Annotated in this window: 23 protein-coding genes and 1 riboswitch; of the genes, 12 read left to right on the top strand and 11 right to left on the bottom strand. The window is 72.8% G+C overall.

Annotation, left to right across the window (positions count from 1 at the left end; translation table 11 throughout):
- Positions 1–195 precede the first annotated feature (195 nt).
- From HDG68_RS11545 to HDG68_RS11535, 3 genes are all read left to right on the top strand, one after another.
- Entirely contained in the window at positions 196–654 is a 459-nt protein-coding gene (locus tag HDG68_RS11545; RefSeq protein ID WP_172152206.1) for an Rrf2 family transcriptional regulator, read from the top strand.
- Between the two features lie 175 nt (positions 655–829).
- Entirely contained in the window at positions 830–1,747 is a 918-nt protein-coding gene (locus HDG68_RS11540; RefSeq protein ID WP_172152204.1) for a TSUP family transporter, read from the top strand.
- A gap of 92 nt (positions 1,748–1,839) precedes the next feature.
- Positions 1,840–2,571, top strand: coding sequence for a PAS and ANTAR domain-containing protein (locus tag HDG68_RS11535; protein ID WP_172152202.1), 732 nt, complete (start codon positions 1,840–1,842; stop codon positions 2,569–2,571).
- Positions 2,572–2,598: 27 nt separating this feature from the next.
- On the opposite strand, the gene HDG68_RS11530 is transcribed toward HDG68_RS11535, so the two are convergent.
- Positions 2,599–2,877: a DUF4235 domain-containing protein gene (locus tag HDG68_RS11530; protein ID WP_172152200.1), complete on the bottom strand. Its 279-nt coding sequence runs from the start codon at positions 2,875–2,877 to the stop codon at positions 2,599–2,601.
- A gap of 88 nt (positions 2,878–2,965) precedes the next feature.
- A riboswitch (TPP riboswitch) is annotated at positions 2,966–3,069 on the top strand.
- A 54-nt stretch (positions 3,070–3,123) separates the two neighbouring features.
- Here HDG68_RS11530 and HDG68_RS11525 point away from each other — a divergent pair.
- The 3 genes from HDG68_RS11525 to HDG68_RS11515 are packed head-to-tail and all read left to right on the top strand — an operon-like array spanning position 3,124 to position 6,700.
- Positions 3,124–4,218, top strand: a complete 1,095-nt coding sequence (locus tag HDG68_RS11525; RefSeq protein ID WP_172152198.1) for a thiamine ABC transporter substrate-binding protein — start codon at positions 3,124–3,126, stop codon at positions 4,216–4,218.
- Entirely contained in the window at positions 4,215–5,954 is a 1,740-nt protein-coding gene (locus HDG68_RS11520) for an ABC transporter permease (protein ID WP_425483763.1), read from the top strand. Before HDG68_RS11525 ends, HDG68_RS11520 begins: the two co-directional genes overlap by 4 nt.
- Positions 5,954–6,700, top strand: a complete 747-nt coding sequence (locus HDG68_RS11515) for an ATP-binding cassette domain-containing protein (RefSeq protein WP_172152196.1) — start codon at positions 5,954–5,956, stop codon at positions 6,698–6,700. The genes HDG68_RS11520 and HDG68_RS11515 overlap by 1 nt, the downstream gene beginning before the upstream one ends.
- Positions 6,701–6,795: 95 nt before the next feature.
- Here the strand turns inward: HDG68_RS11515 and HDG68_RS11510 are convergent, their stop codons facing one another.
- Complete coding sequence (locus HDG68_RS11510; RefSeq protein WP_172152194.1) at positions 6,796–8,898, bottom strand: alginate lyase family protein; 2,103 nt, start codon at positions 8,896–8,898, stop codon at positions 6,796–6,798.
- Between the two features lie 281 nt (positions 8,899–9,179).
- Between HDG68_RS11510 and HDG68_RS11505 the strand changes: the two genes are divergently transcribed.
- From HDG68_RS11505 to HDG68_RS11485, 5 genes are all read left to right on the top strand, one after another.
- Positions 9,180–10,085, top strand: a complete 906-nt coding sequence (locus HDG68_RS11505) for a carbohydrate ABC transporter permease (RefSeq protein ID WP_172152192.1) — start codon at positions 9,180–9,182, stop codon at positions 10,083–10,085.
- On the top strand, positions 10,082–10,975 hold the full coding sequence (locus HDG68_RS11500; protein WP_172152190.1) for a carbohydrate ABC transporter permease: 894 nt from the start codon (positions 10,082–10,084) through the stop codon (positions 10,973–10,975). Before HDG68_RS11505 ends, HDG68_RS11500 begins: the two co-directional genes overlap by 4 nt.
- Before the next feature lie 74 nt (positions 10,976–11,049).
- The gene (locus tag HDG68_RS11495; protein WP_172152189.1) at positions 11,050–12,366 is read left to right on the top strand and encodes an ABC transporter substrate-binding protein; all 1,317 of its coding nucleotides are present in this window, start codon (positions 11,050–11,052) and stop codon (positions 12,364–12,366) included.
- A 103-nt stretch (positions 12,367–12,469) separates the two neighbouring features.
- The gene (locus HDG68_RS11490) at positions 12,470–14,743 is read left to right on the top strand and encodes an FAD-dependent oxidoreductase (RefSeq protein WP_172152188.1); all 2,274 of its coding nucleotides are present in this window, start codon (positions 12,470–12,472) and stop codon (positions 14,741–14,743) included.
- 26 nt (positions 14,744–14,769) lie between these two features.
- On the top strand, positions 14,770–15,675 hold the full coding sequence (locus HDG68_RS11485) for a LacI family DNA-binding transcriptional regulator (RefSeq protein ID WP_172152187.1): 906 nt from the start codon (positions 14,770–14,772) through the stop codon (positions 15,673–15,675).
- 4 nt (positions 15,676–15,679) lie between these two features.
- On the opposite strand, the gene HDG68_RS11480 is transcribed toward HDG68_RS11485, so the two are convergent.
- The 9 genes from HDG68_RS11480 to pgi form a co-directional block, all read right to left on the bottom strand.
- Positions 15,680–16,474 carry a DeoR/GlpR family DNA-binding transcription regulator gene (locus tag HDG68_RS11480; protein ID WP_343037547.1) on the bottom strand — a complete coding sequence of 265 codons (795 nt, stop codon included), beginning with the start codon at positions 16,472–16,474 and terminating at the stop codon, positions 15,680–15,682.
- Positions 16,475–16,498: 24 nt separating this feature from the next.
- The gene (locus tag HDG68_RS11475; RefSeq protein WP_172152186.1) at positions 16,499–17,611 is read right to left on the bottom strand and encodes a PrsW family intramembrane metalloprotease; all 1,113 of its coding nucleotides are present in this window, start codon (positions 17,609–17,611) and stop codon (positions 16,499–16,501) included.
- A gap of 51 nt (positions 17,612–17,662) precedes the next feature.
- Entirely contained in the window at positions 17,663–19,258 is a 1,596-nt protein-coding gene (locus tag HDG68_RS11470) for a fused response regulator/phosphatase (protein WP_172152185.1), read from the bottom strand.
- Positions 19,255–20,553 (bottom strand): ATP-binding protein, encoded by a 1,299-nt coding sequence (locus HDG68_RS11465; protein ID WP_172152184.1) that lies wholly within the window; start codon positions 20,551–20,553, stop codon positions 19,255–19,257. Before HDG68_RS11465 ends, HDG68_RS11470 begins: the two co-directional genes overlap by 4 nt.
- Positions 20,550–21,593, bottom strand: a complete 1,044-nt coding sequence (locus tag HDG68_RS11460) for an ATP-binding protein (RefSeq protein ID WP_172152183.1) — start codon at positions 21,591–21,593, stop codon at positions 20,550–20,552. The genes HDG68_RS11465 and HDG68_RS11460 overlap by 4 nt, the downstream gene beginning before the upstream one ends.
- Positions 21,590–22,006, bottom strand: coding sequence for an ATP-binding protein (locus tag HDG68_RS11455; protein WP_172152182.1), 417 nt, complete (start codon positions 22,004–22,006; stop codon positions 21,590–21,592). The genes HDG68_RS11460 and HDG68_RS11455 overlap by 4 nt, the downstream gene beginning before the upstream one ends.
- Entirely contained in the window at positions 22,003–22,410 is a 408-nt protein-coding gene (locus tag HDG68_RS11450) for an STAS domain-containing protein (protein WP_216648332.1), read from the bottom strand. The genes HDG68_RS11455 and HDG68_RS11450 overlap by 4 nt, the downstream gene beginning before the upstream one ends.
- Positions 22,407–23,240 carry an STAS domain-containing protein gene (locus HDG68_RS11445; RefSeq protein ID WP_172152181.1) on the bottom strand — a complete coding sequence of 278 codons (834 nt, stop codon included), beginning with the start codon at positions 23,238–23,240 and terminating at the stop codon, positions 22,407–22,409. Before HDG68_RS11445 ends, HDG68_RS11450 begins: the two co-directional genes overlap by 4 nt.
- A 76-nt stretch (positions 23,241–23,316) precedes the next feature.
- Positions 23,317–25,026, bottom strand: coding sequence for a glucose-6-phosphate isomerase (gene pgi, locus HDG68_RS11440; protein WP_172152179.1), 1,710 nt, complete (start codon positions 25,024–25,026; stop codon positions 23,317–23,319).
- Positions 25,027–25,243: 217 nt separating this feature from the next.
- Between pgi and HDG68_RS11435 the strand changes: the two genes are divergently transcribed.
- A complete protein-coding gene (locus HDG68_RS11435) occupies positions 25,244–25,729 on the top strand; it encodes a DUF1269 domain-containing protein (RefSeq protein ID WP_172152177.1) in 486 nt (161 codons plus the stop codon).
- Positions 25,730–25,735: the final 6 nt, after the last annotated feature.

Here is a 25,735-nt window from a genome sequence, read left to right as displayed (position 1 = left end):
CTGGAAACGGGGTGGGAGAGTAGGACGCCGCCGGACACCCTTCACAGCAGGCCCCCCACACCACCAGGTGCGGGGGGCCTGACTGCTACCCCCACTAGGATGGTCGTGGGGCCGGGCCGCTGTGCTGGGAGGATGTGCGCCGAAGCCACGGGCGCTGGTGCCAAGGAACGCGGTGCACGACGAGAGGGTGTGACGGTGAGGGTCTCGGCGAAGGCGGACTATGCCGTCCGAGCGACGATCGAGCTGGCCGCCTCGGACGCGGCCGGACCTGTACCCGCGGAGTCGCTGGCCCAGGCGCAACAGATCCCGCACCGCTTCCTCGAGGCGATCCTGCGTGATCTGCGCCGCGAGGGCATCGTGGCGAGCCGTCGCGGCGCCGGTGGTGGATACGTGCTGGCCCGGCCGGCTCGCGAGGTGACCGTGGCGGACATCGTGCGGGCCGTCGACGGACCGCTCGTCTTCGTCCGTGACGAGAGGCCCTCCGACCTCGACTACGAGGGTGCGGCGTCAGCGCTGCTGGACGTCTGGGTCGCACTGCGCGTCAACGTGCGTGCCGTGCTCGAGGACGTGACGGTGGCCGATCTCGCGCGCGGGACCGTGCCGGACGCGGTCCAGGAGCTGACCGACGCCGAGGGCGCCTGGCGCAACCCCTGACGGCGGGCGTCGCCGCACCCCACCCCCGTTCGGCGGCGTCGCCCCGCCCCGCCGCAGACGCACCGCACCGCCAGCATGCCGGACACGAACCGCCCCGACCCTATTCCCTACTAAAACGATAGGGTACATTCAGTTCTAGCGCGGCGACCGTCCGCGCGAGACGGAGGTCTGCATCGTGCGGACGTTGATTCTTCTGGCCCTGGTGGGCCTCGGCGCGCAGCTCGTCGACGGGAGCCTGGGCATGGCCTACGGCGTCACCTCGACCACCCTGCTGCTGGCCATCGGCACCAACCCCGCGGCGGCCTCGGCCACGGTCCATCTCGCCGAGATCGGGACCACGCTCGCCTCGGGTGCCTCCCACTGGCGGTTCGGCAACGTCGACTGGCGCGTGGTCCTGCGCATCGGCGTTCCTGGTGCGGTCGGTGCGTTCGCCGGCGCGACCTTCCTGTCGTGGCTGTCCACCGAGATCGCCAAGCCGCTGATGTCGATCCTCCTGCTCGGCCTGGGCGTCTACGTCCTCGTGCGCTTCACCGTCCGCGGACTGCGGACCGATCGGCTGGGCCAGCCGCTGCGCAAGCGGTTCCTCACCCCGCTCGGCCTCGTGGCCGGGTTCATGGATGCCACCGGTGGTGGCGGGTGGGGCCCCGTGGGCACGCCGGCGATCCTCGCCAGCGGGCGCATGGAGCCGCGCAAGGTGGTCGGGTCGATCGACACGAGCGAGTTCTTCGTCGCGGTGGCCGCCAGCCTGGGCTTTCTCGTCGGCCTCGGGACGGCCGGCGTGGACCCCGCGTGGGCACTGGCGCTGCTCGCCGGCGGCCTGGTGGCGGCGCCGATCGCGGCGTGGATCGTCCGGCTCGTCCCGCCGCGCGTCCTGGGCTCGGCCGTCGGCGGCGTCATCGTCCTCACCAACGCGCGCACGTTGCTCGGCACCGTCGAGGCGTCCGCGACGTGGACGACGGCGGTCCTCGGGCTGATCGCTCTGGTCTGGGCGGCGGCGGTGGTGTGGTCCGTGCGCGCGCACCGCAGGGAGCGTGCCGGTCTCCTGGCCGGCGCGACCTCGCAGGTGGAGGGCGCGGGCACGGCGCGGGGGTGAACCCTGCGGCTCCGGTGGCGCTTCCGGTCCGCGCCGGTACCGTAGGCGGCACCGGCCCGGACCGGACGCCGGCCGGCTGTCTGGGGGTGGAGATGAGCGCGCCGACGTCGTCGCACAGGGGCACGAGGTCGACCACGGTATCCGGCATCGCCGAGTCCCTGGCCGTGGGCGCCCAGCTCGTGGTGGGGCGCTATCGCGTCGACGTCGGCTCCGGCCGGCTCTGGTGGTCGGACGAGGTCTACCGGATGCACGGCCGCGAGCCGGACGAGGGTGAGCCCACCATCGACGGGCTCCGGTCCCGGATCCACCCCGACGACCGCGCGCGGTTGTCACGGACGGCCGCGGTGGCGCTGCGCGCCGGACGTCCTTTCAGCAGCGGTTACCGGATCGTGGATCCGCACGGCAAGTCACGGACTGTCGTCGTCACGGGTGAGGGGCAGCACGACGCGACCGGGGACCTCACCCACGTGGCGGGCTACGTGCTGGACGTCAGTCCGCTGACGCGCGAGGCGCTCGACCGGGAGTCGCAGCGGGCGGTGGGCCGGGCCATGGTCGGCGCGGCCTCGGTCGAGCAGGCCAAGGGCGCGCTGATGGCGGTCCGGGGCGTCGACGAGTCCACCGCCGACGAGGTGCTGGGCGAGGTCGCCACCCGTGCCGGCGTGCCGTTGCAGACGGCGGCCGCGCAGGTCGTGGCCGGGCTGTGCGACGGCGGGACCGACCCGGTGGAGCGGATCGAGGGCGCGCTGGGCGCCGTGCACGCCGTGGACCGGCCCCGGGGGCACGAGGCCCAGCTCGCCCGGCGCAGGCAGCGCGACCGCGGCTGAGCGGTGGCTGCCCCGGGCCGGCGGGCGTCAGACGACCGAGACCTTCTCGGCGCGGCGGTCCACGGCCTTCGCGACGCCCTGACGGGCGAGGCGACGGGCCAGCACGGCCACGCCACCGGTGACCGCCGCGAACGTGATCGCCTGGACGACGGGGATGTCGTCCGCGTCGAGGTCGATGGGCGCGTCGCTGCCGGTGGCCTTCTCCCAGATCGTCTTGATCAGCTTCTGGGCGACCCATCCGGCGGCGAGGGTCGCGCCCATGGTGGCGACCTTGACGGCCAACGACGGCTCGGAGTGCTCGGACATCTCCACTGATCCTCCTGGTTCTCGACGCACCTCACGTGTCCGCGGACGGACGGCTCCACCGTAGCGCGCGCACGGTGTGTAGGCTCGGGGGGAACGACAGGGGAGCGCCGACGGCGCTGAGAGTGCGGACCACCGCAGACCCTCGAACCTGATCCGGCTAGCACCGGTGGAGGAAGTCGGGCTTCTCGATCCCGTCGGCCGGTACGCGGTCGGCGGACCCCCTTCTCGCACGTCTGAGGAGGACGCATGACCATCCGGACCCGTCGGACCGCGGCGATCGCCGCCGTCGGACTGCTGCCGCTGCTCGCCGCCTGCACCGGTGACGACGCCCCGGGGGAGCAGCAGAACACCCCGGTGCCCGCCGAGAGCGGGGAGGCCGAGCTCTCCGGCACGGTGACCCTCGTGACCCACGACTCCTTCGCGCTGAGCGACGGGATGCTCGCCTCGTTCGAGGACGAGACCGGGCTCACGGTCGAACATGTCGCGGCGGGCGACGCGGGCACGCTGGTGAACCAGCTGGTGCTGACCGCGGACTCGCCGCTCGGCGACGTCGTGTACGGCGTGGACAACACGTTCGCGTCCCGTGCCGTGGCCGCCGACGTCTTCGAGCCGTACCAGCCGGAAGGGCTGGACGACTCGGTCACCGACCTGGTCGGCGCGGGGCTCGAGGGCCTCACCCCGATCGACAAGGGCGACGTCTGCCTGAACGTGGACACCGCGTGGTTCGAGGACCAGGGCGTCGAGCCGCCGTCGACGTTCGAGGACCTGACGGACCCGCGGTACGCGGACCTGACGGTCGTGACCAACCCGGCGACGTCGTCCCCGGGCTTCGCGATGCTGCTCGCCACGGTCGACGCGTTCGGCGAGGACGGCTGGGAGCAGTACTGGGCCGACCTGTCCGCGAACGGACTGAAGGTGACCGACGGCTGGTCGGACGCCTACTACTCCGACTTCTCCGGGGCGGGCGAGGGCGGCGAGCGACCGGTCGTGCTGTCGTACGCGACCTCGCCGGCCTTCACGGTCACGGAGGACGGCAGCGAGTCGACGACGGCGGCGCTGCTGGACACGTGCTTCCGTCAGGTGGAGTACGCGGGCGTCCTGGCGGGCACCGACAATCCGGACAGGGCGCGGGCGCTGGTCGACTTCCTCTCCTCGCCGGAGGTGCAGGCCGACATCCCGGCGAACATGTACATGTACCCCGCCGACAGCACGGTCGAGCTGCCCGCCGAGTGGGAGCAGTTCGCGCCGCTGGCGGAGGAGCCGTTCGACGTCGCGCCCGGCGAGATCGACGCGCACCGCGACGAGTGGATCGAGCAGTGGACGGCCACGGTCGTCGGGTGACGACATCGTCGAGCGGCGGGGCCGTCCTGCGGGCGCCCCGCCGCCGGTCCGCGCCGGCGACCTGGGCGTGGTGGCTGCTCGCCGCCGGTGCGCCCCTGCTGTTCCTCGGCGTGTTCTTCGCGTGGCCGGTGGTCGCGCTGGTGCTCCAGGGCTTCTTCGCCGACGACGGCGGTGGTGGCCGCGTGCTGGACCTCTCCGGTTTCGGGGAGGTCCTGTCGCAGCCGCGCACCTGGCGCGTGGTCGGCCAGACCCTCGCCCAGGCGACCGTCGGCACGGCGCTGAGCGTGCTGCTGGGGCTGCCCGCCGCCTACGTGCTGTACAGGTGCCGGTTCCCCGGACGTACGGTGGCCCGCGCCCTGGTGACGGTGCCGTTCGTGCTGCCGACCGTCGTCGTCGGCGTCGCCTTCCGCTCCGTCCTGGCCCCGTCCGGGCCGTTGGGGTTCCTGGGCTGGGAGGAGTCGTTCGCCGGGATCGTGCTGGCACTGGTCTTCTTCAACTACGCGGTCGTGGTGCGGACCGTCGGCGGCCTGTGGGAGCGCCTGGACCCCCGGGCCGAGCAGGCCGCCCGCTCCCTCGGCGCCACCCCGTGGCAGGCGTTCCGGACGGTCACGCTGCCCGCACTGGGTCCCGCCATCGCCTCGGCCGCCTCCGTCGTGTTCCTGTTCTGCGCCACCGCGTTCGGCGTCGTCCTCGTGCTCGGCGGCATGCGCTACGGCACCATCGAGACCGAGATCTGGGTGCGCACCACCCAGTTCCTCGACCTGCGCGCCGCCGCCGTGCTCAGCATCCTGCAGCTCGTCGTCGTGACCGGCGCACTTCTCGTCAGCGCCCGGCTACGGGCCCGCCGCGAGCGCGCCCTGCACCTGTCCAGCGACCTGTCGGCCGCCCACCGTTTCTCCTGGCGCAGCGCTGCGGACGTCGTGCCCGCCGGCGTGACCGCCGTCGTCGTGGCGGGCCTGCTCGTGCTGCCCCTGGCCGGGCTCGTCGCCCGCTCCTTCCAGGGCCCCGACGGGAGCTGGGGGCTCGACAACTACGTCGCCCTGGGCACGACGGGCGGACGCAACGCCCTGACCGTCACCGTCTGGGGGGCCACCGCCACGTCGCTGCGCACAGCCGCCCTCGCGGCCACGATCGCGGTCGTCGTCGGAGGGCTCGTCGCGCTCGTCGTCTCCCGGCGACCCCGGTCCCGCGGCCTGCGACGCGCCGTCGGCACCCTCGACGCCGTGTTCATGCTGCCCCTCGGGGTCTCGGCCGTGACCGTCGGGTTCGGGTTCCTCATCACCCTGGACCGCCCGCTCGGGTTCGACGTCGACCTGCGCACCTCCGGGCTCCTGGTCCCGATCGCCCAGGCCGTCGTCGCGATCCCGCTGGTGGTGCGGACCGTCCTGCCGGTGCTGCGCGCGATCGACCCGCGGCTGCGCGAGGTCGCCGCCACCCTCGGCGCGCCACCCGGACGGGTGCTGCGCAGCGTCGACGCCCCGCTCGCCGCCCGGTCCCTCGGGCTCGCGATCGGGTTCGCGTTCGCGGTGTCCCTCGGCGAGTTCGGCGCCACCTCGTTCCTCGCCCGGCCCGACGCCGCGACGCTGCCCGTCGTGATCTACCGGCTCATCGGGCTGCCCGGCGCGGAGAACTACGGCATGGCGCTCGCGGCCTCGGTGGTGCTCGCGACACTCACGGCGACGGTCATGATGGTGGCGGAACGCCTGCGCGGAGACGCGGGCGGAGGGGAGTTCTGATGGCCCGGAGCGAGGGCCTGCAGGTGCGCGACGCCGTCGTGCGCTACGACGGGCCGCGGCGCGCACCCGGCACGACGGCGGTCGACCGGGTCACGCTGGACGTGCCGGTGGGGGAGATCCTGGCTCTGCTCGGCCCGAGCGGGTGCGGCAAGTCCTCCCTGCTGCGGGCGGTGGCCGGTCTCGAGGCCCTGGCCGGCGGGACGGTGTCCTTCGACGGCCAGGACCTCGCCGCGGTGCCGGTGCACCGGCGCGGGTTCGGGCTGCTGTTCCAGGACGGCCAGCTCTTCCCGCACCGGGACGTCGAGGGCAACGTCGGCTACGGGCTGCAGATGCAGGGCGTGGCCAGGGCCGAACGCCGGGAGCGGGTGACCGGCCTGCTCGAGGACGTCGGGCTGGCGGGGTACGCCCACCGGGCCGTGGCGACGCTGTCCGGCGGGGAGAAGCAGCGGGTCGCGCTCGCCCGCGCCCTCGCCCCCGACCCGCGGCTCCTGCTGCTCGACGAGCCGCTCTCTGCGCTGGACCGGCAGCTGCGCGAGAAGCTCGCGCTCGACGTGCGCGACACGCTGAAGCGGGCGGGCACCACCTCGGTGTTCGTCACCCACGACCACTCCGAGGCCTTCACCGTGGCCGACCGTGTCGCCGTCATGGACGCCGGACGGCTGCTGCAGGTCGACACCCCGGAGCGGCTGCGGGAGCGACCGGCGTCGGACCGGGTGGCGGAGTTCCTCGGCGTCGCGCCGGCCTGACCCGTCCCCCTCCTGGACCGCGCTCGTCTCTGACGACACCTCATCGGTGCCGGACGAGGTGTCGCCAGAGACGCCCACCTCTGGGCGGACGGCGATCAGCCGACGGGCCGCCAGGGGCCGTGGGAATCGCCGGGTTCCTGGTTGCGGGTCCACCACTGCGCGGTGTAGTGCTCGCCGTCGTGGGCGACGACGTCGCCCTCGGTGAAGACCCGCGAATCGGTCCACACGGGGGTGCCGTCGCTGGTGGTGGCGAGCTCCTGCCAGGGCCCGTAGGGCGCGGCCCCGGGTTCCTGGTCGGAGGTCCACCAGGTGGCTTCCCACAGGGCGCCGTCGTGGGAGACGTGGTCACCCTCGGTGTACACCGCCGTCGCGTCCCACGCAGGGGCCACGGTGGCGTCGTGCGCCAGGTCGCCGTGGGTGAGCGTGAGTACCGGCGCGGAGTGGATCGCGGTCATCGGGCGTTCTTCGGTGAGGAGACCGTCGACCACCGGCAGGTCGAACCGGGTCGCCGCGATCTCGAACCAGGCCATGCTGTGCGCCGTGACCCCCTGATCGGCCAGGTAGTCGATGGTGCGCACGTTGTGCAGGCCGGTGACGTCACCGTCGTAGTAGGAGAACGTCGTCGGGTCGTCCACCCAGCCGGCGAGGAGCGCCGTGGCGTCCTCGATCGTCGCGCCCTGGCTGTTCTCGTACCCGTAGAGGTCCAGTCCGTGGGCGTCGAGCACCTCGGCGGTGAAGACCGTCGGAGCCAGGGAGAAGTGGGAGTACCAGATGCCGTAGTCGCCGACGCCGCCGTTGCGGCCGACCTCCTCGACCAGGTGGCCGTCGGCCGCGATCTGGTGGTCGAGCTTCGCCTTGGCTGACGCCGCGACCTCCTCCAGCAGCGTCTGGTCGTCCAGGTAGCCGCCGATCGCCGACTCGAGCGCCAGCGCCCAGCTGCCCCAGTTGTTCATGCCGCCGTCGATCGACTTCCCGACGCGGAGCGCCTCGGTGCCGATCATCGCGGCGAAGTCCGCCTCGTCCTCGGCCGGCCAGACGGGCTGGCCGCGCAGCAGCGACGCCGCGTAGATCATGGCCGGGAAGTGGTAGCTGAAGGCGAGCGAGGAGTCCTCGGAGGTGCGGAAGCACGGCACGTCGGTCCAGGCGTCCAGGAACGCCGCCGCGTGCTCGCCGTAGGCGGCGTCACCGGTGATCCGGTAGGCGAGCGCGAGCCGGTAGGCCGCGTTCGCGTCGTGCTGGAGCCCGTCGCGGGCTGCGCGGTGCGCGTCCGGGTCGTTGTAGAACCAGGGTACGAAGAACACCTCGGGAGCGTCCGGCTCGCGCGCGAGGTCGGCGGTGAGCGTGTCCTGGAGCTGGTCCCAGGCGGAGGCCTGCGGCTCGGCGCCGGCGGCGATGCGCGCCGCCACGACGTCGACCCTGTCGTCGTCCACCAGGACGGGTCCGCGGGCGTCCCCGACCGGTGCGTCGTCCCGCGCGGTGCAGCCGGGTGCGGGCGGGATCGTGTCGTCGGACGGGACGAGGCCCTCGGCACGCACGTCGTCGAAGGCGGCCGCGGTGCCGCGGTGCGCGACCAGGCTGACGCCGCCGCCCCGGAACGACGCGTCGGTCGCGGTCACCGTCGTGCCGCCGGCGGTGGCCCGCAGCTCGTCGCCGACGACCTCCATCTCGATCCGGACGGGGCCGTCGCCTGTCCGGGCCGAGGTGTCGGCCCGGGCGAGGTACTCCACGGCGCTGTCGCCGGCGGCGCCGATGATCACGAGCTCGCCGGACCGGCGCAGCAGCGCCGTGTACCCCGACATGGTGTAGTCGTCGAGCACGGCGGCGCGGTGGACGTGGATGCCGACCCAGGTGGAGTCGCTGCCCGCGCTCGTGCTGACGTCGACGGCGACGCTGCCGTCACCGTCGAGCCGGTGGTCGACGAGCGCGAGGGAGTAGCCGCGGTCCCCGGGCTGCTCGTCGGCGACGGCGCGGCCGTCCTCGGCGCGCCACGCCCCGGACGCGACGTACCAGTCGTCGCCGAGCTCGGAGAATCCGTCGGTGAGCACGCCGTCCGAGACGGCACTCGTGGCGACGGCTGGCGTGGCGGCGGCGGTCGTGGCGGCCGCTGCGGCCGGGACCGCGGTGCTCAGGGCGAGCGCCGCGGCGAGCGCTGGGGCGATGGTCCTCCAGAGACGGAGGCCGGGGGCGGTCAAGGACATCGAGTCACCTCGTCGTGGTCGGTAGTTCCCTGCTGCGGCGCAGCGGTGCGCCGTGCGGGCGCCGGTGCTCGGCGTCCTCACAACGTGGCACGGGCCGGTGCTCCCGTCAAGAGCAAGGTGCACATTGGGGATCATCAACAACCAAGTTCGCCCACTCTGACGGGTGCGCTTGACAGGAGGCTGGCGCGGAGATCAGCATTCCTGCAGAAGAAGTGGCCAACGAGGGCGCACGACGAAGCACAGAGACGTGAGAGATGGCACAGATAAGCACACAAAGCACCATGTCGAAGTCCCGTGGTGGACGGCGGATCGGGTCACGGATCGAAGGGCGGACCTTCGCCGTCCTGCTCGTCCTGCCGGGCCTCGCCCTGCTGGCGGCCGTCGTCGTCTACCCGTTGATCTCAGCGATGACCAGCGCGTTCTTCGAGCAGAGCCTGCTGTACCCGGGGCGGACCTTCGTGGGCCTCGAGAACATCCGCGACGTTCTCGCCGGCGACTTCTGGCAGCTGCTCTGGCAGACGATGGTCTTCACGGTCGGGACGACGATCCTGCCGTTCGTCGTCGGGTTCGGGCTGGCGCTCGCGCTCAACACGAGGATCCGCGGAGCCAAGGCGCTGCGCGGGATCATGCTCATCCCCTGGCTCGTGCCCGGCGTCGTCGTCTCGTTCCTGTGGATGTGGATCTTCAACGCCAACTACGGCGTCCTCAACGCCGTCCTCGAGGGCACCGGGCTGATCGACGAGCCCCAGGCCTGGCTCGCCCAGCCGGGGACCGCGATGGCCGCGGTCGTCGTCGCCAAGACCTGGCAGAGCTTCCCCTGGATGATGGTGATGCTCCTGGCCGGTCTGCAGACCGTGCCCCCGGAGCTGCACGAGGCGGCCTCCGTGGACGGCGCGGGCGCCGTGCGTCGTTTCCGTGCCGTCACCCTGCCGCACCTGCGCGGCATCGTGGGGCTCGTCCTGCTGCTCGAGTTCATCTGGAACTTCCAGCACTTCGACATCATCTACGTCCTCACCGGCGGCGGACCCGCCGGCACCACCCAGACGTTCGCCACCGCCGTCTACGACACCGCCTTCCACGGCTACGACCTCGGCCGCGCCGGCGCGCTCGGACTCCTGTGGATGGTGCTGCTCATGGTGCTGGTGGTCGTCTACATCCGCTTCTCGGAGAAGGGGGAGCGCGCATGAGCGCCACCGACACCGCCCCGCCCGTGGCCCCGGCCCCGCCCGTCCTGACGGCACGCCCGCGCCGTCGTCGGCGTCGCTCGAACGTCGCCGCGTGGATCGCCGTCGTCGTCTTCGGCGGGTTCGCCCTGTTGCCCGTCTACTGGCTGCTGGCGACGTCGTTGACGCCACGCACCGAGGTCTTCGCCTACCCACCGGCGATCTTCCCGTCCTCGCCCACCCTCGACGCCTACACCGCGCTGCTGGAGAACGAGCAGCTCTTCGTCTACCTGCGCAACTCGGTCGTCGTCTCCGTCGTGACCGCCGTGCTCAGCGTCGTGGTCTCGGCCTGCATGGCGTACTCGTTCTCCAAGTACCGCTACCGCGGCCGCCGGTCGCTCATGTACCTGGTGCTCGCGTCACAGATGTTCCCCCAGGCGCTGCTCCTGGTCACGCTCTACGCCGTCTTCAGCGCCTACGGCCTGCTCAACACCTACGCAGCGCTGGTGCTGTCGTTCACCACGTTCACGCTCCCGCTGTGCGTCTGGATGCTCAAGGGGTTCTTCGACACGATCCCCGACGAGCTCATCGAGGCCGCACGGGTCGACGGATCCTCGCCGCTGCGGACCTTCGTCTCGATCGTGCTGCCGCTCGCGGCTCCAGGGCTCGTCGCTGCGGGACTGTTCGCCTTCGTCCGGGGCTGGAACGACTTCATCTTCGCCCTGACACTGGCCGGTCCCGAGAAGCAGACGCTCCCTCCGGGCCTCGTCAACACCTTCATCGGTGAGGCGTCCACGGCCTGGCCCGAGCTCATGGCCGCATCGCTCGTCGTCTCGCTGCCCGTCGCCGTCGCCTTCATCGCCCTGCAGCGCTTCCTCGTCGGTGGGCTCACGGCCGGCGCGGTCAAGGGCTGACCGCCGAGCCGACCACCACGACCACCCCGAACCCCGACCCGTCCACCACGCTGTCCCCTTCGAAGGAGAAGACCATGACCTTCCGGACGACCACCTCCACCATCGGTGACGACCTCTCGCGCCGTCGCGTCCTGCAGCTGCTCGGTATCGGCGCCGGGACGGCCCTCGTGGCCGCGTGCGCCCCCTCCGGGGGCAGCGCGCCCGCTCCCGCCGCCTCGACCGGCAGCGCCGCCCAGGACTTCTCGTTCGCGTCCTGGTCCCTGTCGGAGGAAGCGGCCAAGCCCGTCATCACCGGCCAGCTCGACACCTTCGGCGCGGACGCCGGGGTCACGGCCACCCCCGTGTCCTACCCGTACAACGAGTACCTCAACCAGCTCACCCTGCAGACCCGTGGCGGGGAGTTCTCCGGCGCAGCCCAGCTCGACATCGCCTGGCTCGGCACGCTCGCCGCCCTCGGCAAGCTCCAGGACCTCTCGGCGCTGGCCCAGGGCCGCGGCTACATCGAGGCGGGCCTGTCGGCCGGGCAGTTCGACGGCGTCCAGTACGGGCTGCCGTGGACGCTCGGCGCGATCGGCCTCGTCGGCAACCGGGAGATCCTCGACCGGGCGGGGATCACGGACCTCCCCTCCGACATCGCCGGTTTCGAGGAGGCGCTGCGCGAGCTGAAGAAGCTCGACGACGGCCTGGTGCCGTACGCCGCCTCCACGAAGGTCGCCCAGCTCAAGGACGTTCAGACCTGGATGCAGACCTTCGGGTGCACCCTCGTGGAGGACGGCCGGGTGACGCTCGGCGACGATGCCTCCGTCGAGGCCATGACCTGGTACAAGAGGCTCTACGACGACGGCCTCATCGGGGCGGACGTCGACCGGTTCGACGCCCGCTCGCTCTTCGCCCAGGGCAAGACGGCGCTGTACGACGACGCACCGGTCGGCCGATCGGCAGTGCTCGCCGACTCTCCCGACACCGAGCTCGGTGACAAGCTCGTGCCCTTCGCCCGCCCGGTCGTCTCCGCCGGAGACGACCCGCGGGCCCTGGCCTGGGGCCACGTCATCGTCGTCGTCGACGGCGACGGGGCGGGCACCGCCGCCGAGTACGCCCGGTGGGTGACCTCCGACGAGGCCGTGGTCGTGGATTACTTCGAGCAGCTCGGCCTGCCCCCGACCACCCAGGCCGGTCTGTCCTCGGAGGCGGTCGCCTCGGACCGGTTCATCAGCGAGTTCGGCGAGCGGATCACCGCGACCTCGACGCCGAGTCCCTTCTGGGTCTACCCCCAGTACGGACAGATCGACACCGCGATCGCCGAGCAGGTCCAGGCGGCCCTGGTCGGCTCCAAGACGCCGCGCGAGGCCATGGAGGCAGCGCGCGACGAGGCCCAGTCCCTCATCGACTGACCCACCGCTCGAACACGCTCCCGCCGTCGCCGACCGCGTCACGCCCCCGTGATGGGCGGTCGGCGACCCAGCTCTCGACACATCACCTGAGTGAGGAAACACCGTGCAGAACCGGACCGTGCAGACCGACGTCGTCGTCGTGGGAGGCGGCCTGGCCGGCGTGAGCGCCGCCGTCGCCGCCGCCCGCCTCGGCCGTCGCGTCGCGCTGGTGAACAACCGCCCCGTCCTGGGCGGCAACTCGTCCTCGGAGGTGCGGGTGTGGGTGTGCGGCGCCACCGCGCACGGCAACCAGCGCTGGGCCCGGGAGAACGGCGTCGTCGGCGAGATGTACGTCGAGAACCAGTACCGGAACCCGGAAGGGAATCCTGTCTACTGGGACGACGTCGTGCTCGACACGGTCCGTCGCGAGGAGAACATCGAGCTGTTCCTCAACACCGACGTGCGCGAGGTCGAGGCCACCGGGCCCGACGACTCCCGACGCATCGAGTCCGTGACCGGCTGGACGATGGGCTCCGAGATCCTCACCCGCTTCGAGGCCCCCATCTTCCTCGACTGCTCCGGCGACGGACTCGTCGGGCACCTGGCCGGTGCCCGGTACCGGCTCGGCAAGGAGTCCCGGGCGGAGTTCGGCGAGGAGTGGGCGCCCGAGGAACCGCGCCGCGAGTTCCTCGGCTCGACGCTGCTGTTCTACACCAAGGACCTCGGCAAGCCCGTCAAGTACGTCCCGCCCGAGACCGCCATCGACATCACGAAGACCCCGATCCCGGAGTCGCGGGTGATCCGCAGCGGTGACTCCGGGGCCCACTACTGGTGGATCGAGTGGGGCGGCGAGCTCGACATCGTCGCCGACAACGAGCGGATCCGGGACGAGCTGCGCGGCGTCATCCTCGGCATCTGGGACTACATCAAGAACTCGGGAAAGTTCGACGCCGACAACCTCACCCTCGAGTGGATCGGCAACGTGCCCGGCAAGCGCGAGTACCGCCGGTTCATCGGTGACCACACGCTCACCCAGCAGGACGTGGTCGGCCAGACCCGGTTCCCGGACACGGTGGCGTTCGGGGGCTGGTCGATCGACCTGCACCCCGTGGGCGGGATGTACGAGCCGGGGGCCGGAGCCGTCCAGCGCTTCTCCGACGGGGTCTTCGAGATCCCGTACCGCTGCCTGTACTCGGTGAACGTGGAGAACATGCTCATGGCCGGGCGCGACATCTCTGCGACGCACATCGCGTTCGGCGCGAGCCGCGTCATGGCCACCTGCGGGACGCTCGGCGAGGCCGCCGGCACCGCTGCCGCGCTGTGCGTCGAGCACGGGCTCACCCCGCGCGAGCTCGGTGCGCGCCGGACGCCCCTGCTCCAGCAGACCCTGCTGCGGCAGGACGCCTCCGTCCTGGGGGTCGCCAACGAGGACCCGGACGACCTGGCCCGGTCGGCCAGGGTCAGCGCGTCGAGCCACCAGCGCGTCGTCGGCGTCCACCGACACGGGGACGGCTCCGTCGCCGCCGACGACGTCCGTGCCGACCGGCTGGAGTCCGACCTCGGGATCGTCCTGCCTGTCGACCCCGTCCTGGAGCACGTGGACGTCCTGCTCTCCGCAGACGTCGACACCACCCTGGAGGTCGAGGTGCACTCGACAGGGCTGCCGCAGAACGTGGTGCCCGCCCACCTCGAGCACGCGGCGAGCGTCCCGGTCCCCGCCGGGGGGGAGCGGTGGGTCCGGCTGCCGGCCCGGTACAACCCGGACCGGCCGGCCAACGCCGTCGTCGTCCTGCGGGCGAACCCCCACGTCGAGGTGCGCACGTCCCGCCCGCTGCCGCCCGGCGTCCTCACGCTCGTGCACGGGCAGGACGCCGACGACCAGAACGTCTCGGTGACCGCCGGTCGACTCCTCTCGTGGCCGACGAAGCCGATGCGTGGACGGGCCGTCTGCTTCTCGGCCGGGCCCGAGTCCCGTGCCCTGGCGCCCGAGCGGGCCGTGTCCGGGTACCACAGGCCCTACGGCGGGCCGCACGAGTGGGCGTCGGCTCCGATGCGGGAGGGGGTCGAGGAATGGTTGCAGCTGGACTGGGACGCTGCGGTCGACCCCCGTGAGGTGCACGTCGTCCTCGACGACGACGTCGACCTCGAGCTGAACACGCTGCACCACCACCGCAGCCCCGACGAGGTACTGCCCCAGCTCGTGCGCGACTACCGCGTCGAGGTCCTGCCCGCGGACGCCGACGCCTGGCGGACCCTGACCGCCGTCCGTGACAACCGGTGGCGGCACCAGGTGCACCCCGTCGTCGGCTTCGGCCCGCTGCGGGCCCTGCGACTCGTGGTCGAGCGCACCAACGGCGCCCCCGAGGCGCGCGTCGTCCAGCTGCGGGTCCAGGCGTGAGGCCGGTCCGCGGCACAATGCGACGTATGGGTGAAGCGCATGGCGGGACGACCGAGGTCAGGACCGACGGGACCGGTGTCGCCCGCCGACCCCGGACCGGCGTCGTGCTCCTCGCCGTTCCCGACCTCGAAGAACCCTGGTTCGCCGAGCTGACGTCGCTGCTGGTGCGGCGGGCCGAGGAGCGCGGGCTCGCCGTCGTGGTGCGCCAGACGTTCGGCGACCACGGGAAGGAGATCGACGTCGCCAACGGCGTCGGGGTGCCGCCGTCGGACGGGCTGTTGCACATCCCCCGGTCCCTGACCGTCGCGGACCTGACCCGTCGCACCCGTCCCGGACCGCTCGTCCTGCTCGGTGAGCACGTCGACGTCGGGCCGTTCGCCCACGTGACCATCGACAACCACGCCGCCGCGGCTGCGGCCACGGAGCACGTCCTGCGTGGCGGGCGACGCCGTGTCGCGATGGTCGGTCGTCGATCGGCCGCTCCCTCCGACGCCGCCAACCGGAGGTACGAGGGCTACGTCGACGCCCTGCTCGACCACGGCATCGAGCCGGACCCGCAGCTGGTGGCGGCCGTCGAGGCGTTCACGCCGGCCGAAGGGGACGCGGCACTGGACCGCCTGATCGCCACGGGCGCCGACTTCGACGCCGTCGTCTGTGCCAACGACTCCGTCGCGCTCGGTGTGCTGCACCGACTCGCCGCCGCAGGACGCCGTGTACCTGACGACGTCGCCGTGATCGGTATCGACGACATCGCCGCGGGCCGCTGGACGGTCCCGTCCCTGTCCACGGTCGCCCCCGACCGCGGCCGGCTCGTGGACCGGGCGCTCGCGGTCCTCGAGCGGCAGATCGCCGCACCGGCCGCCGCGGACCAGCCGGTCGAGCAGATCACCGTACCGTTCACGGTCGTGGACCGGGGCAGCACCGCGACCTGACTCGTCACTCAGGCGGCGGTGCGACGACCACCTCCGGGCCGTGCTGCTCGATCTCGGCGACGGCCTCGGGTGCCAGCCCGGCATCGCTGATCACGACGTCCGCCGCATCGAGGTCCGCGACCGTCGTGAGACTGACGGTGTGCCACTTCGAGTGGTCCGCCACGACGACGGCGCGCTCGCCGGCCGCGAGCAGCGCCCGGTTCGTCTCCGCCTCGAGCAGGTTCGGGGTGGTCAGACCGGCACGCGGGTCGAGACCGTGGACCCCGACGAACACGACGTCGCAGTGCAGCACCTCGAGGGTGCGCACGGCCACGGGCCCGACCAGCGCCCGCGCGGGCGTACGCACCCCGCCGGTGAGCACGACATGTGCGGAGCGCGCCTCGACGACCAGCGCCTCGTCGTCGAACAGCTCGGCCACCGGCAGGGAGTTGGTGACCACGGTGACGTCCGGGATCGTGCGGAGTCGATGGGCCACGTGCCAGGCCGTCGAGCCGCCGGACAGCCCGACGGACATGCCGGGTTCGACCAGCGAGGCGGCCGCCCGGGCGATCGCCTCCTTCTCGGCCTCCTGGGCAGCCCACCCCGTCGCCGCGGGCCGGGAGGTGTCACCGTCGATCGCCATGGCGCCGCCGTGGACCTTGAGCAGCAGTCCCTGCTCGGCCAGCTCGTCGATGTCGCGGCGCACCGTCATCCGTGAGACGCCGAGCGCGGACGCGAGGTCGACGACGCGCGCGGACCCGTGGGTCGCCACATGGTCGAGCAGAGCGGACCGGCGTTCGGCGGGGAGCATGGCCACCATGGGCGCCAACCTATCGGCTCCGCCTCAGCGGGTGAACGCGACCCGCGCGTGCCCCATGAGCAGCAGCAGCGGGTCGCGCCGGGCCTGGAACTCGTCGTCGGGCACCAGGCCCAGGCCGTGGCGGCGGTGCAGCATCGCCAGCTCCGTCGCGGCCTGCTGGTAGTCCGCCATCGCCCGGGCAGGGCCACGGCCCAGGGTGACGCGCAGGCGCTCGCGGGCCCGCCGTCGTGCCTGGAGCGAGGACAGCATGCGCACGTCACCCGGCCCGACGACGCCGACGGCGGCGTACCGGGGCAGGTGCTCCTGGACGAGGCCGACGATGCGACGCCGGTCGCGGTGCAGCACCACCGCCAGCGCCACGAGGACGCCGAGACCGAGCGTGTAGGCCGCGGCCAGCCCCTCGAGGCCACCCGCCGTGGAGGCGTTCCAGGCCGCGTGCACGCCGATCGCGCCGACGAACCCGAGGACCACCGGCAGCACGCGGCGGCCGCGGGGTCGCAGCGCCGCGGTGGCGACGCCGATCCCCACCAGGGACGTGCACAGCGGGTGCAGCAGCGGTGAGAGGAGGCCGCGCATCACGAACGTCCAGGCCAGCACGCCGTCGGCGGCGAACGCGTAGTAGCTGATGTTCTCGACCGTCGCGAAGCCGAGCGCGACCATCGAGCCGTAGATGATCCCGTCGGTGGGCCCGTTGAGCTCGTGGCGGCGGAACCACAGCAGGCCGACCAGCACCGTGCCCTTGGCGAGCTCCTCCACGACCGGTGCGGTGATCGCCGCCGTGGCGTACAGGCCGAGCTCGTCGCCGAGCAGGGGACGCCACACCAGGTCCAGGCCGGCGGAGTTCACGATGGTGGCGATCAGCACCGCCACGCCCGCACCCCAGCCGAACGCGGCCACGAGGGCGTCGGGCGGCTCCGGCTCGAGCCGGTCGAGGGCGAGCACGCCGGCGAGCAGCAGGGGCAGCGGGACGAGCGCGAGCAGCACGGCCGTGGCCACGCCCGTGGCGCCGTCGTGCAGCAGGAGCACCAGCGCCACGAACAGGCAGACGGAGGAGACGGCGACAGTGACCACCACACCGAGCGGGGGTCGGGCCGTGGGGCGTCCGGCGAGGACGGCCCGGGGGTCGAGGCCTGGCATGCGACGAAGGTACTGGCCCGGGACCCGTGCCTCCACCCGCGTCCGCCGCCCTCAGGCCGGTGCTGCCTCCGTCCGGCGCACGACGACGACCGCCACGTCGTCCTCGCCGTCGCCGTCGAACGCCTTCAGCAGCCCCTGGCACACGTCGTCGGGAGCCGCCCCCGCGAACGAGCGCGCGACCTCGGTCAGGCGGTCGATCCCCTCGCGCAGCGTCGACCCGCGTCGTTCGACGAGGCCGTCGGTGACGAGGACCAGCAGATCACCGGTCTCCAGGCGCTCGCGGTACGGTTCGCGGACGTCCGGGCTGCTCAGCAGGCCGAGGAGACGGGACGGCGCCTTCAGGGCGCGGGTGGTGCCGTCCGTGCGGACCAGGATCGTGGGCAGATGGCCGGCGTCGCTCAGCTCCGCCTGCCCGGTGACCGGGTCGATGACGCAGAGGCACAGGGTGGCCATCTCGGGGTGGTCGGTGCGCAGCATCTCGTTCAGCAGGTCCAGCGCCCGCGCCGCGGTGTGCCCCTCGCGCAGGTAGGCGCGCAGCGTGATGCGGACCTCGCCCATGACCGTCGCGGCGCGGAGCGAGTGGCCCTGGACGTCACCGATCACGACGGCCACCCGACCGTCCGGCAGGTCGAACGCGTCATAGAAGTCGCCGCCGACGTCGAGCCGTTCGTCGGACGCCTCGTAGCAGGCGGCCACGTCGACGCCGGGCCGAACCGTCAGGTCCTGGGGCAGGAGGGCCTCCTGGAGGGCCACCGTGATCCTGCGCTCCTCGGCGAAGGTGCGCAGGTTGGACAGCGCGACCGCGGACGCCTCGGTGAAGCGTCGGATGATCTCGCGCTCGGTCGCCGACGGGGCGTGGGAGGGGTCCCGGACCTGGACGCCCAGCCCACCGACGAGCTGCCCCTGCTCGTCCCGCAGCCAGGACGTCCACCAGTCGCACGGCGCGACCCCGGCCCGCTCGAGCAGCGGACGCCACGGCTCCGGCAGCGCGTCGCGCGGGACGAGCGCCGCATCCTGGTGGCTCGGCGGCAGGACGGGGCTCTCCCCGCTGCCCCGCACCAGGGGCGAACCGGGGTCGGTGCAGACCGCACGCAGCACGGTCGTCGGGTCGACGACGATCATCGCGATGGCGGGACGTGCCAGGACGGTGGTCGCCCCGCGGGCGGCGAGTCCGACCGCCTCCTCGGCGGACCGGGCGCCGTGCAGGGGCACGAGGGCCGTGTTCATCGCCTCGTACAGGCGGGCCTCGCGCGCGCTGGCCCGCCGTTCGTCGTGACCGCGGCACAGGGACCGCACGGTGGCGAGGAACTCGTCTCGGTCCAGGGGCTCCGGCAGGTAGGCGTCGGCGCCGCCCTCCAGCCCGGCGGTGCGGGCGGCGGCGTCGATCGACGTCGCCGACACGTGCAGCACGGGGACGTGCCGGGTGGCGTCGTCGTCCTTGAGGCGTCGACAGACCTCCCGCCCGGACAGGTCCGGGAGGTTGACGTCGAGCACGACGACGCCCGTGTCGGCCGTCGCGCGGTCGAGCGCCTCGGCGCCCGTGGCGGCCTCGAGGACCTCGTAGCCGGCGGTGCGCAGCCAGGAGACCATGAGGTAGCGGTGCGCTGCGGTGTCGTCGACGACGAGCACCCGGTGGTGCGCCGTCATCCTCGTCGGTCCTCCGCGGCGTCCTGGCGCAGCGCAGCCAGCAGCATCGCCGTGTCGAGGCGTGCCTTGGACAGGAAGGGTGCGGGGCGGACGACGGCGTCCTGGACCGGCGCGGGACCGGCGGACACGAGGACGGCCGCGGTCCCGGGGTGCTCGGCGCGCAGGGTGCGCAGGACGCTCACCCCGTCCAGCTCGGGCATCTGCACGTCCAGCACGACGGCGTCGGCCGGGTCGTCCCGCAGCAGGTCCAGCGCGTGGTCGCCGCGGTCGGCGACGCTGACTCGCTCCGCCGACGCGCGGAGCATCCCCGCCACCGTGGCGGCGAAGCCGTGGTCGTCGTCGACGACGAGCACGTGCCCCAGGCGCGCGGCGTCCACGGTCCCCTCGGGGGCTGCCGTGTCGGTGGCGGCCGGTCCGGCGGCCGGTCCGGCGGGCGGTCCGGCGGGGGAGGACGGCAGCCGGAGGGTGAAGGCGCTGCCCTCGCCCGGGGTGGAGGTGGCCGTCAGGGTGCCGCCCAACGCCTCGGCGGTCCGGCGGGAGTAGGGCAGGCCGAGTCCCGTCCCGCGCACGCCGGGCTGCAGGTCGTTGGGGATCTGGACGAACTCCTCGAACACCGACTCGAGGGACTCGGCGGGGATGCCGACCCCGGTGTCCCGGACGGTGAGACGGATGCCCGTGGCGTCGGCACCGACGTCGAGGTGGACCGAGCCCGAGGCGGTGAACTTCACCGCGTTGGTGAGCAGGTTGCGCAGGATCCGGGAGACGAGCCGCCGGTCGCTGACCAGCGTCGCGTCCCCCGGGGAGGCGACGACGAGGTCGACGCCGGGGCGCACCAGCGGCTGGATCGTGCCGCGCAGCTCCTGCACGAGGTCTGCGAGGTCGACCGGTGCCGGCTCCACCGCCTGCTGGCCGGCCTCGGCGCGCGCCAGGTCGAGGAGCTCGTCCACGAGCGTGAGCAGGGTGTCGGCGCTGTCGCGGACGTACCGGACCTGCTGGAGCTGGTCGGCGTCGAGCCCGGACTCCTCGAGGAGCGAGGAGAGCCCGATGATCGAGCTGACGGGGGAGCGCAGCTCATGGCTCACGTTCCGCAGGAACCGCGTCTTGGACTCGACGGCCGCCGCGAGCTGACGGCCGCGTTCGTCCAGCTCGGCATACAGTGCGACCACGCCGGAGTTCGTCTCCTCGAGCTCGGCGGAGAGCTGCTCGTACTGCGCGAGCACCGAGCGGTGCTCCGCCTCCAGCTCGACGAGCCGGCGCCGGAGCGCTGCCTTCTCCTCGTCGCTCGGGGCGGTCACGCCGCCTCACCCACCGGCATCACCACGACGCAGGCGTCGTCGCGGCGCACGCCGAAGTCGCGCAGGAGCACCCCGGCCACCACGAGGGGCGAGCGCCGGGCCAGGCCGGGGTAGCTGGACAGGGCGGCGCGGTCGGTCAGTCCGTCGCTGAACAGCGTCACGACCTCCCGAGGCTCGAGGGCGTGCACCGTCTCGTGCAGCCGCGGCGCGTGCGATCCGGTGATCCCCGGTTGGCTCAGCAGCGTGCGCGTCCGCGCGCCGTGCATCGCGCCCCCGATGTTGCCGACGCCGACGTGGTGCAGGAAGCCGCCCGACTGCTGCACGACGGCGACCGCTGCGCCGCGGCTCCCGCGCAGCGCCTCGTGCACGATCTGCAGCAGCTCGGTGGGCCCGGCGTCGGGAGCCGTGAGGAAGGCGCGCACCGCGGACTGCGAGGCAGCGGCCGCGAGCGGGCCGTGCCCCAGCCCGTCCGAGACGAGGACCGTGCGGGCACCGGGGGAGCCCTTGACGGCGAAGGCGTCCCCGCAGACGGACTGGCCCGTCATCGCGCGCGTGAGGCCGGCCGGCACGGCGGCCGCGCCGGAGGTGTCCGTCGCGTCTCCCCGGGCGCTGACCGTCGCGGCGACGACCGTCCCGGCTCCCGGGGCCGACCACGCGTCCCACCACGAGGCGAGCCGGGGGAGGGTGCCGAGCCCGATCCCGAGCGTGCCCCGGGAGGACACGCCGTCGCGCATCTCGGCCTCGACGCTGCGCATCCCCGGGCCCGAGTCGACCGCGAGGATCTCCAGCGCAGCAGCCTTGCCGTCGCGCCGCACCCGCAGCAGCACCGTCCCGGAGCCGGCGTGGCGCACCTGGTTGGTGGCCAGCTCGGAGACCAGGAGCCCGGCCTCGGCGGCCCGGGACTCGTCGATGCCGAGCCGGCGGGCCGCGTCCGACGCCGCGCGGCGGACGCGGCCCACGGCCGACGGGTGGTCGATCGTGTACCAGGCCCCGCTCTCGAGCACCGTCGGCAGCTCGTCCGGGTCGACGACGCCCGTCACCGTGACCAGGTCACGATCTCGACGCGCGTGCCGGCGCCCGGGGCGGAGTCGATCGAGAAACGTTCCACGAGCCTGCGGGACCCGGACAGGCCGAGGCCCAGTCCGCCCCCGCTCGTCCAGCCGTCGGTGAGGGCGAGGTCGAGGTCGGCGATGCCGGGCCCGTCGTCCGCGAAGACGGCCCGCACCCCCGTCCGCGCGCCCTCCGTGACCAGCTCCACGGTGACGTGACCGCCGCCGCCGTGGACGAGGGTGTTGCGGGCCAGCTCGCTCGCGGCGGTGACCAGCTTGGTCTGGACCACGAGCGAGAGCCGGGCCTCCTGCGCGACGCCGCGGACGAGCTGACGGACCCGGACGACGTCGGCGTCCCCCCGGACCTCGAGCCGTTGCGTCGTGGTCGGTGCCACGGTCGTCATTGCGCCCTGCGTTTCGCCGCGTCCAGCAGCGTGGCCCCGGCGGAGGGCGTGTCGTCGCTCTCCAGCAGGGCGAGCCCTCGGTCCACGTCGAGCGCGGTCCGGGCGCCGCCGAGCGAGAGGCCGAGCTCGACCAGGGTGATCGCCACGGCCGGACGCATGCCGACGACGACGGTCCGTGCGTCGAGCACCTGGGAGATCGCGGCGACGGTCGCCAGCATCCGCCCGATGAAGCTGTCCACGATCTCCAGGCCGGAGATGTCGATGATCACGCCCCGCGCGCCGGTGGTGGTGATCCGCTCCGCGAGGTCCTCCTGCAGCCTCAGGGCCGTGGTGTCCTGCAGGTCGACCTGGATGGACACCAGCAGGGTCGAGCCGATCTTCAGGATCGGGATGGCGTCGTTCATCCGGTCACCTCGGCGGCGGATCGGCCCCCCGACTCCAGCGCGTCGAGGAGTGCGTCGGCCAGGGAGGCCCGCGTGCGGATGTCGCCGAACTCGATGCCGAGCGAGACGATGGTCTGCGCGATCTGGGGACGGATGCCGCTGATCGTGCACTGCGCCCCCATCAGCCGGGCGGCCACCACCGTCTTGAAGAGGTGCTGGGCGACCTGCGTGTCGACGGCCGGGACCCCGGTGATGTCGATGATGGCGTGCTCGCTGCCCGTCTCGACGAGGGTGTTGAGGAGCTTCTCCATGACGACCTGGGTGCGGGCCGAGTCGAGGGTGCCCACCAGGGGGACCGCGACGACGCCGTCCCAGATCTTCACCACCGGCGTCGAGAGCTCCAGGAGCTGCTCCGACTGCTCGGTGATGATCGCCTCGCGGGCCTCGGCGAAGGCTTCGAAGGTGTACAGACCCAGGTCGTCCACGAGGCGGAGCAGACTCGTGATGTCCGTGCGCACCGACGCGTCGGAGACGAGGGCGTACAGGCCCTCCTTGAGGGCGAACACCGCCATCGCGGTCTCCCGCGGCGTGTAGCCGAGGCGCGCGCGGGCGGCCGAGACGTCGGCGAGGATGCCGCGGAGCTGGTCGAAGGCCGCGTCGCGAAGCGTGGTGCCGCCGTCGGCCAGGCCGCCGACCAGCGCCTCGAAGATCTCGGTCTGCTCCCTGTCGAGCTCGCCGCGGGAGCTCCTGCCGTGCAGCTCCGCCGCGGCGGCGTCGAGCCACGCGGTACGGACCTCGTCGGCGTGACGGGTGAGGACCTGGGACAGCGCCCCGGTCGAGGCATCGGACATCGTGCGGGCTCCTTCGACTGGTGCGCCGGGAGCCCGGCGCACCAGGAGTATACGAACGAGCCGTGCGTCCGGCCCGTCAGCCGCGGTGGGCCCGGTAGTACTCCACGAGCCGGCGTGTGGAGGAGTCCTGCGCGGCCAGGGCGTCGTCGTCCCCGGACACGGCGGGCGCGATCTCCAGGGCGAGCTTCTTGCCGAGCTCCACACCCCACTGGTCGAACGAGTCGATGCCCCACACGACGCCCTGGACGAACGTGATGTGCTCGTAGAGGGCGACGAGCTGGCCGAGCACGGAGGGCGTGAGCGCCGGTGCCATGATCGACGTCGTCGGCCGGTTGCCGGAGAAGGTGCGCGCGCTGACCAGCTCCTCGGCGGTGCCCTCGGCCCGGACCTCGTCGGCGGTCTTGCCGAAGGCGAGGGCCTTGGTCTGGGCGAAGAAGTTGGCGAGGAACAGCTCGTGGACGTCGGCCCCGGCCGCCACCGCCTTGCCGTCGCCCTCGGCGTCGGTGAGGGGGTAGGCGGGGGTGGCGAACGCGATGAAGTCCGCCGGGATGGTCCGGGTGCCCTGGTGGATGAGCTGGTAGAAGGCGTGCTGGCCGTTGGTGCCGGGCTCGCCCCAGAAGACCTCGCCGGTCTGCGTGGTGACGGGGCTGCCGTCCCAGCGCACCGACTTGCCGTTGGACTCCATGGTGAGCTGCTGCAGGTACGCGGGGAACCGGTGCAGCTGCTGGGCGTAGGGGAGCACCGCGTGCGTGTGCGCGTCGAGGAAGTTGACGTACCAGACGTTGAGCAGGCCCATCAGCGCCGGGACGTTCTGCTCCAGCGGGGTGCTGCGGAAGTGCTCGTCCATGGTGCGGAAGCCGGCGAGCAGCTCGCGGAAGACGTCGGGGCCGAACGCGACGGCCAGCGAGGTGCCGATCGCGGAGTCCACCGAGTACCGGCCGCCGACCCAGTCCCAGAAGCCGAACGCGTTGGCGGGGTCGATGCCGAACGCCTCGACCTTGTCGAGGGCCGTGGAGACGGCTACGAAGTGGGCGCGCACCGCAGCCTGCTTGGCGTCGTCGTCGTCCTCGATCGCACCGGCCGCGATGAGCTGCTCCCACAGCCAGGCGCGGGCGAGACGGGCGTTGGTGAGCGTCTCGAGGGTGCCGAACGTCTTGGAGGCGACGATGAACAGCGTGGTCTCGGGGTCGAGGCCGGAGAGCTTCTGCGCGACGTCGGTGGGGTCGATGTTCGAGACGAAACGCGCCTCGAGGTCGCTGCTGCCGTAGGGCTCCAGGGCCTGGTAGACCATGACGGGGCCGAGGTCGGAGCCGCCGATGCCGATGTTGACGACCGTGGTGACGGGCTTGCCCGTGATGCCGCTCCACTCGCCGGAGCGCACCTGGTCGGCGAACGCGCAGACCTTGTCGAGCTCGCGGGCGACGTCGGCGTCGACGTCCTGGCCGTCGACGACGAGGGGCGGTTGCGTGCCGGGGGCGCGGCGCAGCGCCGTGTGCAGCACGGCGCGGTCCTCGGTGACGTTGATGTGCTCGCCGGTGAACATCGCCTCGATGCGCTCGGGCAGCGCGACGTCGCGTGCGAGACGGACCAGCAGGTCGAGGGTGTCGTCGGTGACGAGGTTCTTCGACAGGTCGACCGTCAGGTCGCCGGCGGTGCGGGTGAGCCGCTCGGCGCGCTGCGGGTCGGAGGCGAACCAGCCGCGCAGGTCGCCGCGGAAGTCCGACAGGTGGCTGCCCAGGTCGGCCCAGGCGGGAGTGGTGGTGGCGTCGACAGGGGAGGTCGTCATGGTGCCTACGGTAATGACCGCGTCGTGGCGCCGCCCGCCCGGTCCGGCTCGCGGATGGTCATGGCACCGCGCCTCCGGGACGACGACGGACGCCGCCGCTGCGGGCAGCGCTTTCCGTCCCGGTTTGCCCCCCTGTGGCGCCGTGGGTCCGTCGGTGCCAGGATCAAGACGTCCGGGAAGGGCCCCGGTCGAGACGCACGGAGGAAGGACCCCGCAGATGGCCATGTTCACGGTCTGGAAGTTCGACGATCCGGCGGGCGCCGGCAAGGCCGCCGAGATCATCAAGAACGCCGATTCGGAAGGGCTGATCAAGCTCGTCGACCACGCCGTCGTGGAGTGGCCCGAGGGCGAGAAGCACCCCAAGACCCACGGCGTGAACGACGACGCCGCCAAGGCCGGTGGATGGGGTGCCCTGTGGGGGCTTCTCATCGGTGCGCTGTTCTTCATCCCGGTGGTCGGGGCCGTCGCCGGCGCCGCGATCGGCGGGCTGAGCCGCGCGCTGTCCAGCACGGGGATCAGGAAGGAAGACCTCGAGAAGATCCGCGAAGAGGTCGTCCCCGGGACCTCGGGCCTGTTCCTCATCTCGGAGCAGGGTGACCCGGACCGGTTCCGCGAGCGCCTGCACGGTCTCAAGGCCACGCTGATCAGCTCGAACATGTCCGACGTGGAGACGCAGGAGCTGCGCGACATGTTCGGCAGCTGACGGCAC

It is taken from the genome of Isoptericola chiayiensis (assembly GCF_013149805.1).
Lineage (GTDB): Bacteria > Actinomycetota > Actinomycetes > Actinomycetales > Cellulomonadaceae > Isoptericola > Isoptericola chiayiensis.
This window is presented reverse-complemented; position numbering and strand designations above follow the sequence as displayed.

Bases quoted from the DNA above. Each gene is read 5' to 3' on its own strand.
- HDG68_RS11505 (WP_172152192.1), top strand. From the start codon at position 9,180: ATGTCGAAGTCCCGTGGTGGACGGCGGATCGGGTCACGGATCGAAGGG.
- HDG68_RS11435 (WP_172152177.1), top strand. From the start codon at position 25,244: ATGGCCATGTTCACGGTCTGGAAGTTCGACGATCCGGCGGGCGCCGGC.
- HDG68_RS11510 (WP_172152194.1), bottom strand. From the start codon at position 8,898: ATGTCCTTGACCGCCCCCGGCCTCCGTCTCTGGAGGACCATCGCCCCA.
- HDG68_RS11525 (WP_172152198.1), top strand. From the start codon at position 3,124: ATGACCATCCGGACCCGTCGGACCGCGGCGATCGCCGCCGTCGGACTG.
- HDG68_RS11515 (WP_172152196.1), top strand. From the start codon at position 5,954: ATGGCCCGGAGCGAGGGCCTGCAGGTGCGCGACGCCGTCGTGCGCTAC.
- HDG68_RS11535 (WP_172152202.1), top strand. From the start codon at position 1,840: ATGAGCGCGCCGACGTCGTCGCACAGGGGCACGAGGTCGACCACGGTA.
- HDG68_RS11450 (WP_216648332.1), bottom strand. From the start codon at position 22,410: ATGAACGACGCCATCCCGATCCTGAAGATCGGCTCGACCCTGCTGGTG.
- HDG68_RS11495 (WP_172152189.1), top strand. From the start codon at position 11,050: ATGACCTTCCGGACGACCACCTCCACCATCGGTGACGACCTCTCGCGC.
- HDG68_RS11470 (WP_172152185.1), bottom strand. From the start codon at position 19,258: ATGACGGCGCACCACCGGGTGCTCGTCGTCGACGACACCGCAGCGCAC.
- pgi (WP_172152179.1), bottom strand. From the start codon at position 25,026: ATGACGACCTCCCCTGTCGACGCCACCACCACTCCCGCCTGGGCCGAC.
- HDG68_RS11530 (WP_172152200.1), bottom strand. From the start codon at position 2,877: ATGTCCGAGCACTCCGAGCCGTCGTTGGCCGTCAAGGTCGCCACCATG.
- HDG68_RS11500 (WP_172152190.1), top strand. From the start codon at position 10,082: ATGAGCGCCACCGACACCGCCCCGCCCGTGGCCCCGGCCCCGCCCGTC.
- HDG68_RS11485 (WP_172152187.1), top strand. From the start codon at position 14,770: ATGGGTGAAGCGCATGGCGGGACGACCGAGGTCAGGACCGACGGGACC.
- HDG68_RS11445 (WP_172152181.1), bottom strand. From the start codon at position 23,240: ATGTCCGATGCCTCGACCGGGGCGCTGTCCCAGGTCCTCACCCGTCAC.
- HDG68_RS11475 (WP_172152186.1), bottom strand. From the start codon at position 17,611: ATGCCAGGCCTCGACCCCCGGGCCGTCCTCGCCGGACGCCCCACGGCC.
- HDG68_RS11480 (WP_343037547.1), bottom strand. From the start codon at position 16,474: ATGGTGGCCATGCTCCCCGCCGAACGCCGGTCCGCTCTGCTCGACCAT.
- HDG68_RS11455 (WP_172152182.1), bottom strand. From the start codon at position 22,006: ATGACGACCGTGGCACCGACCACGACGCAACGGCTCGAGGTCCGGGGG.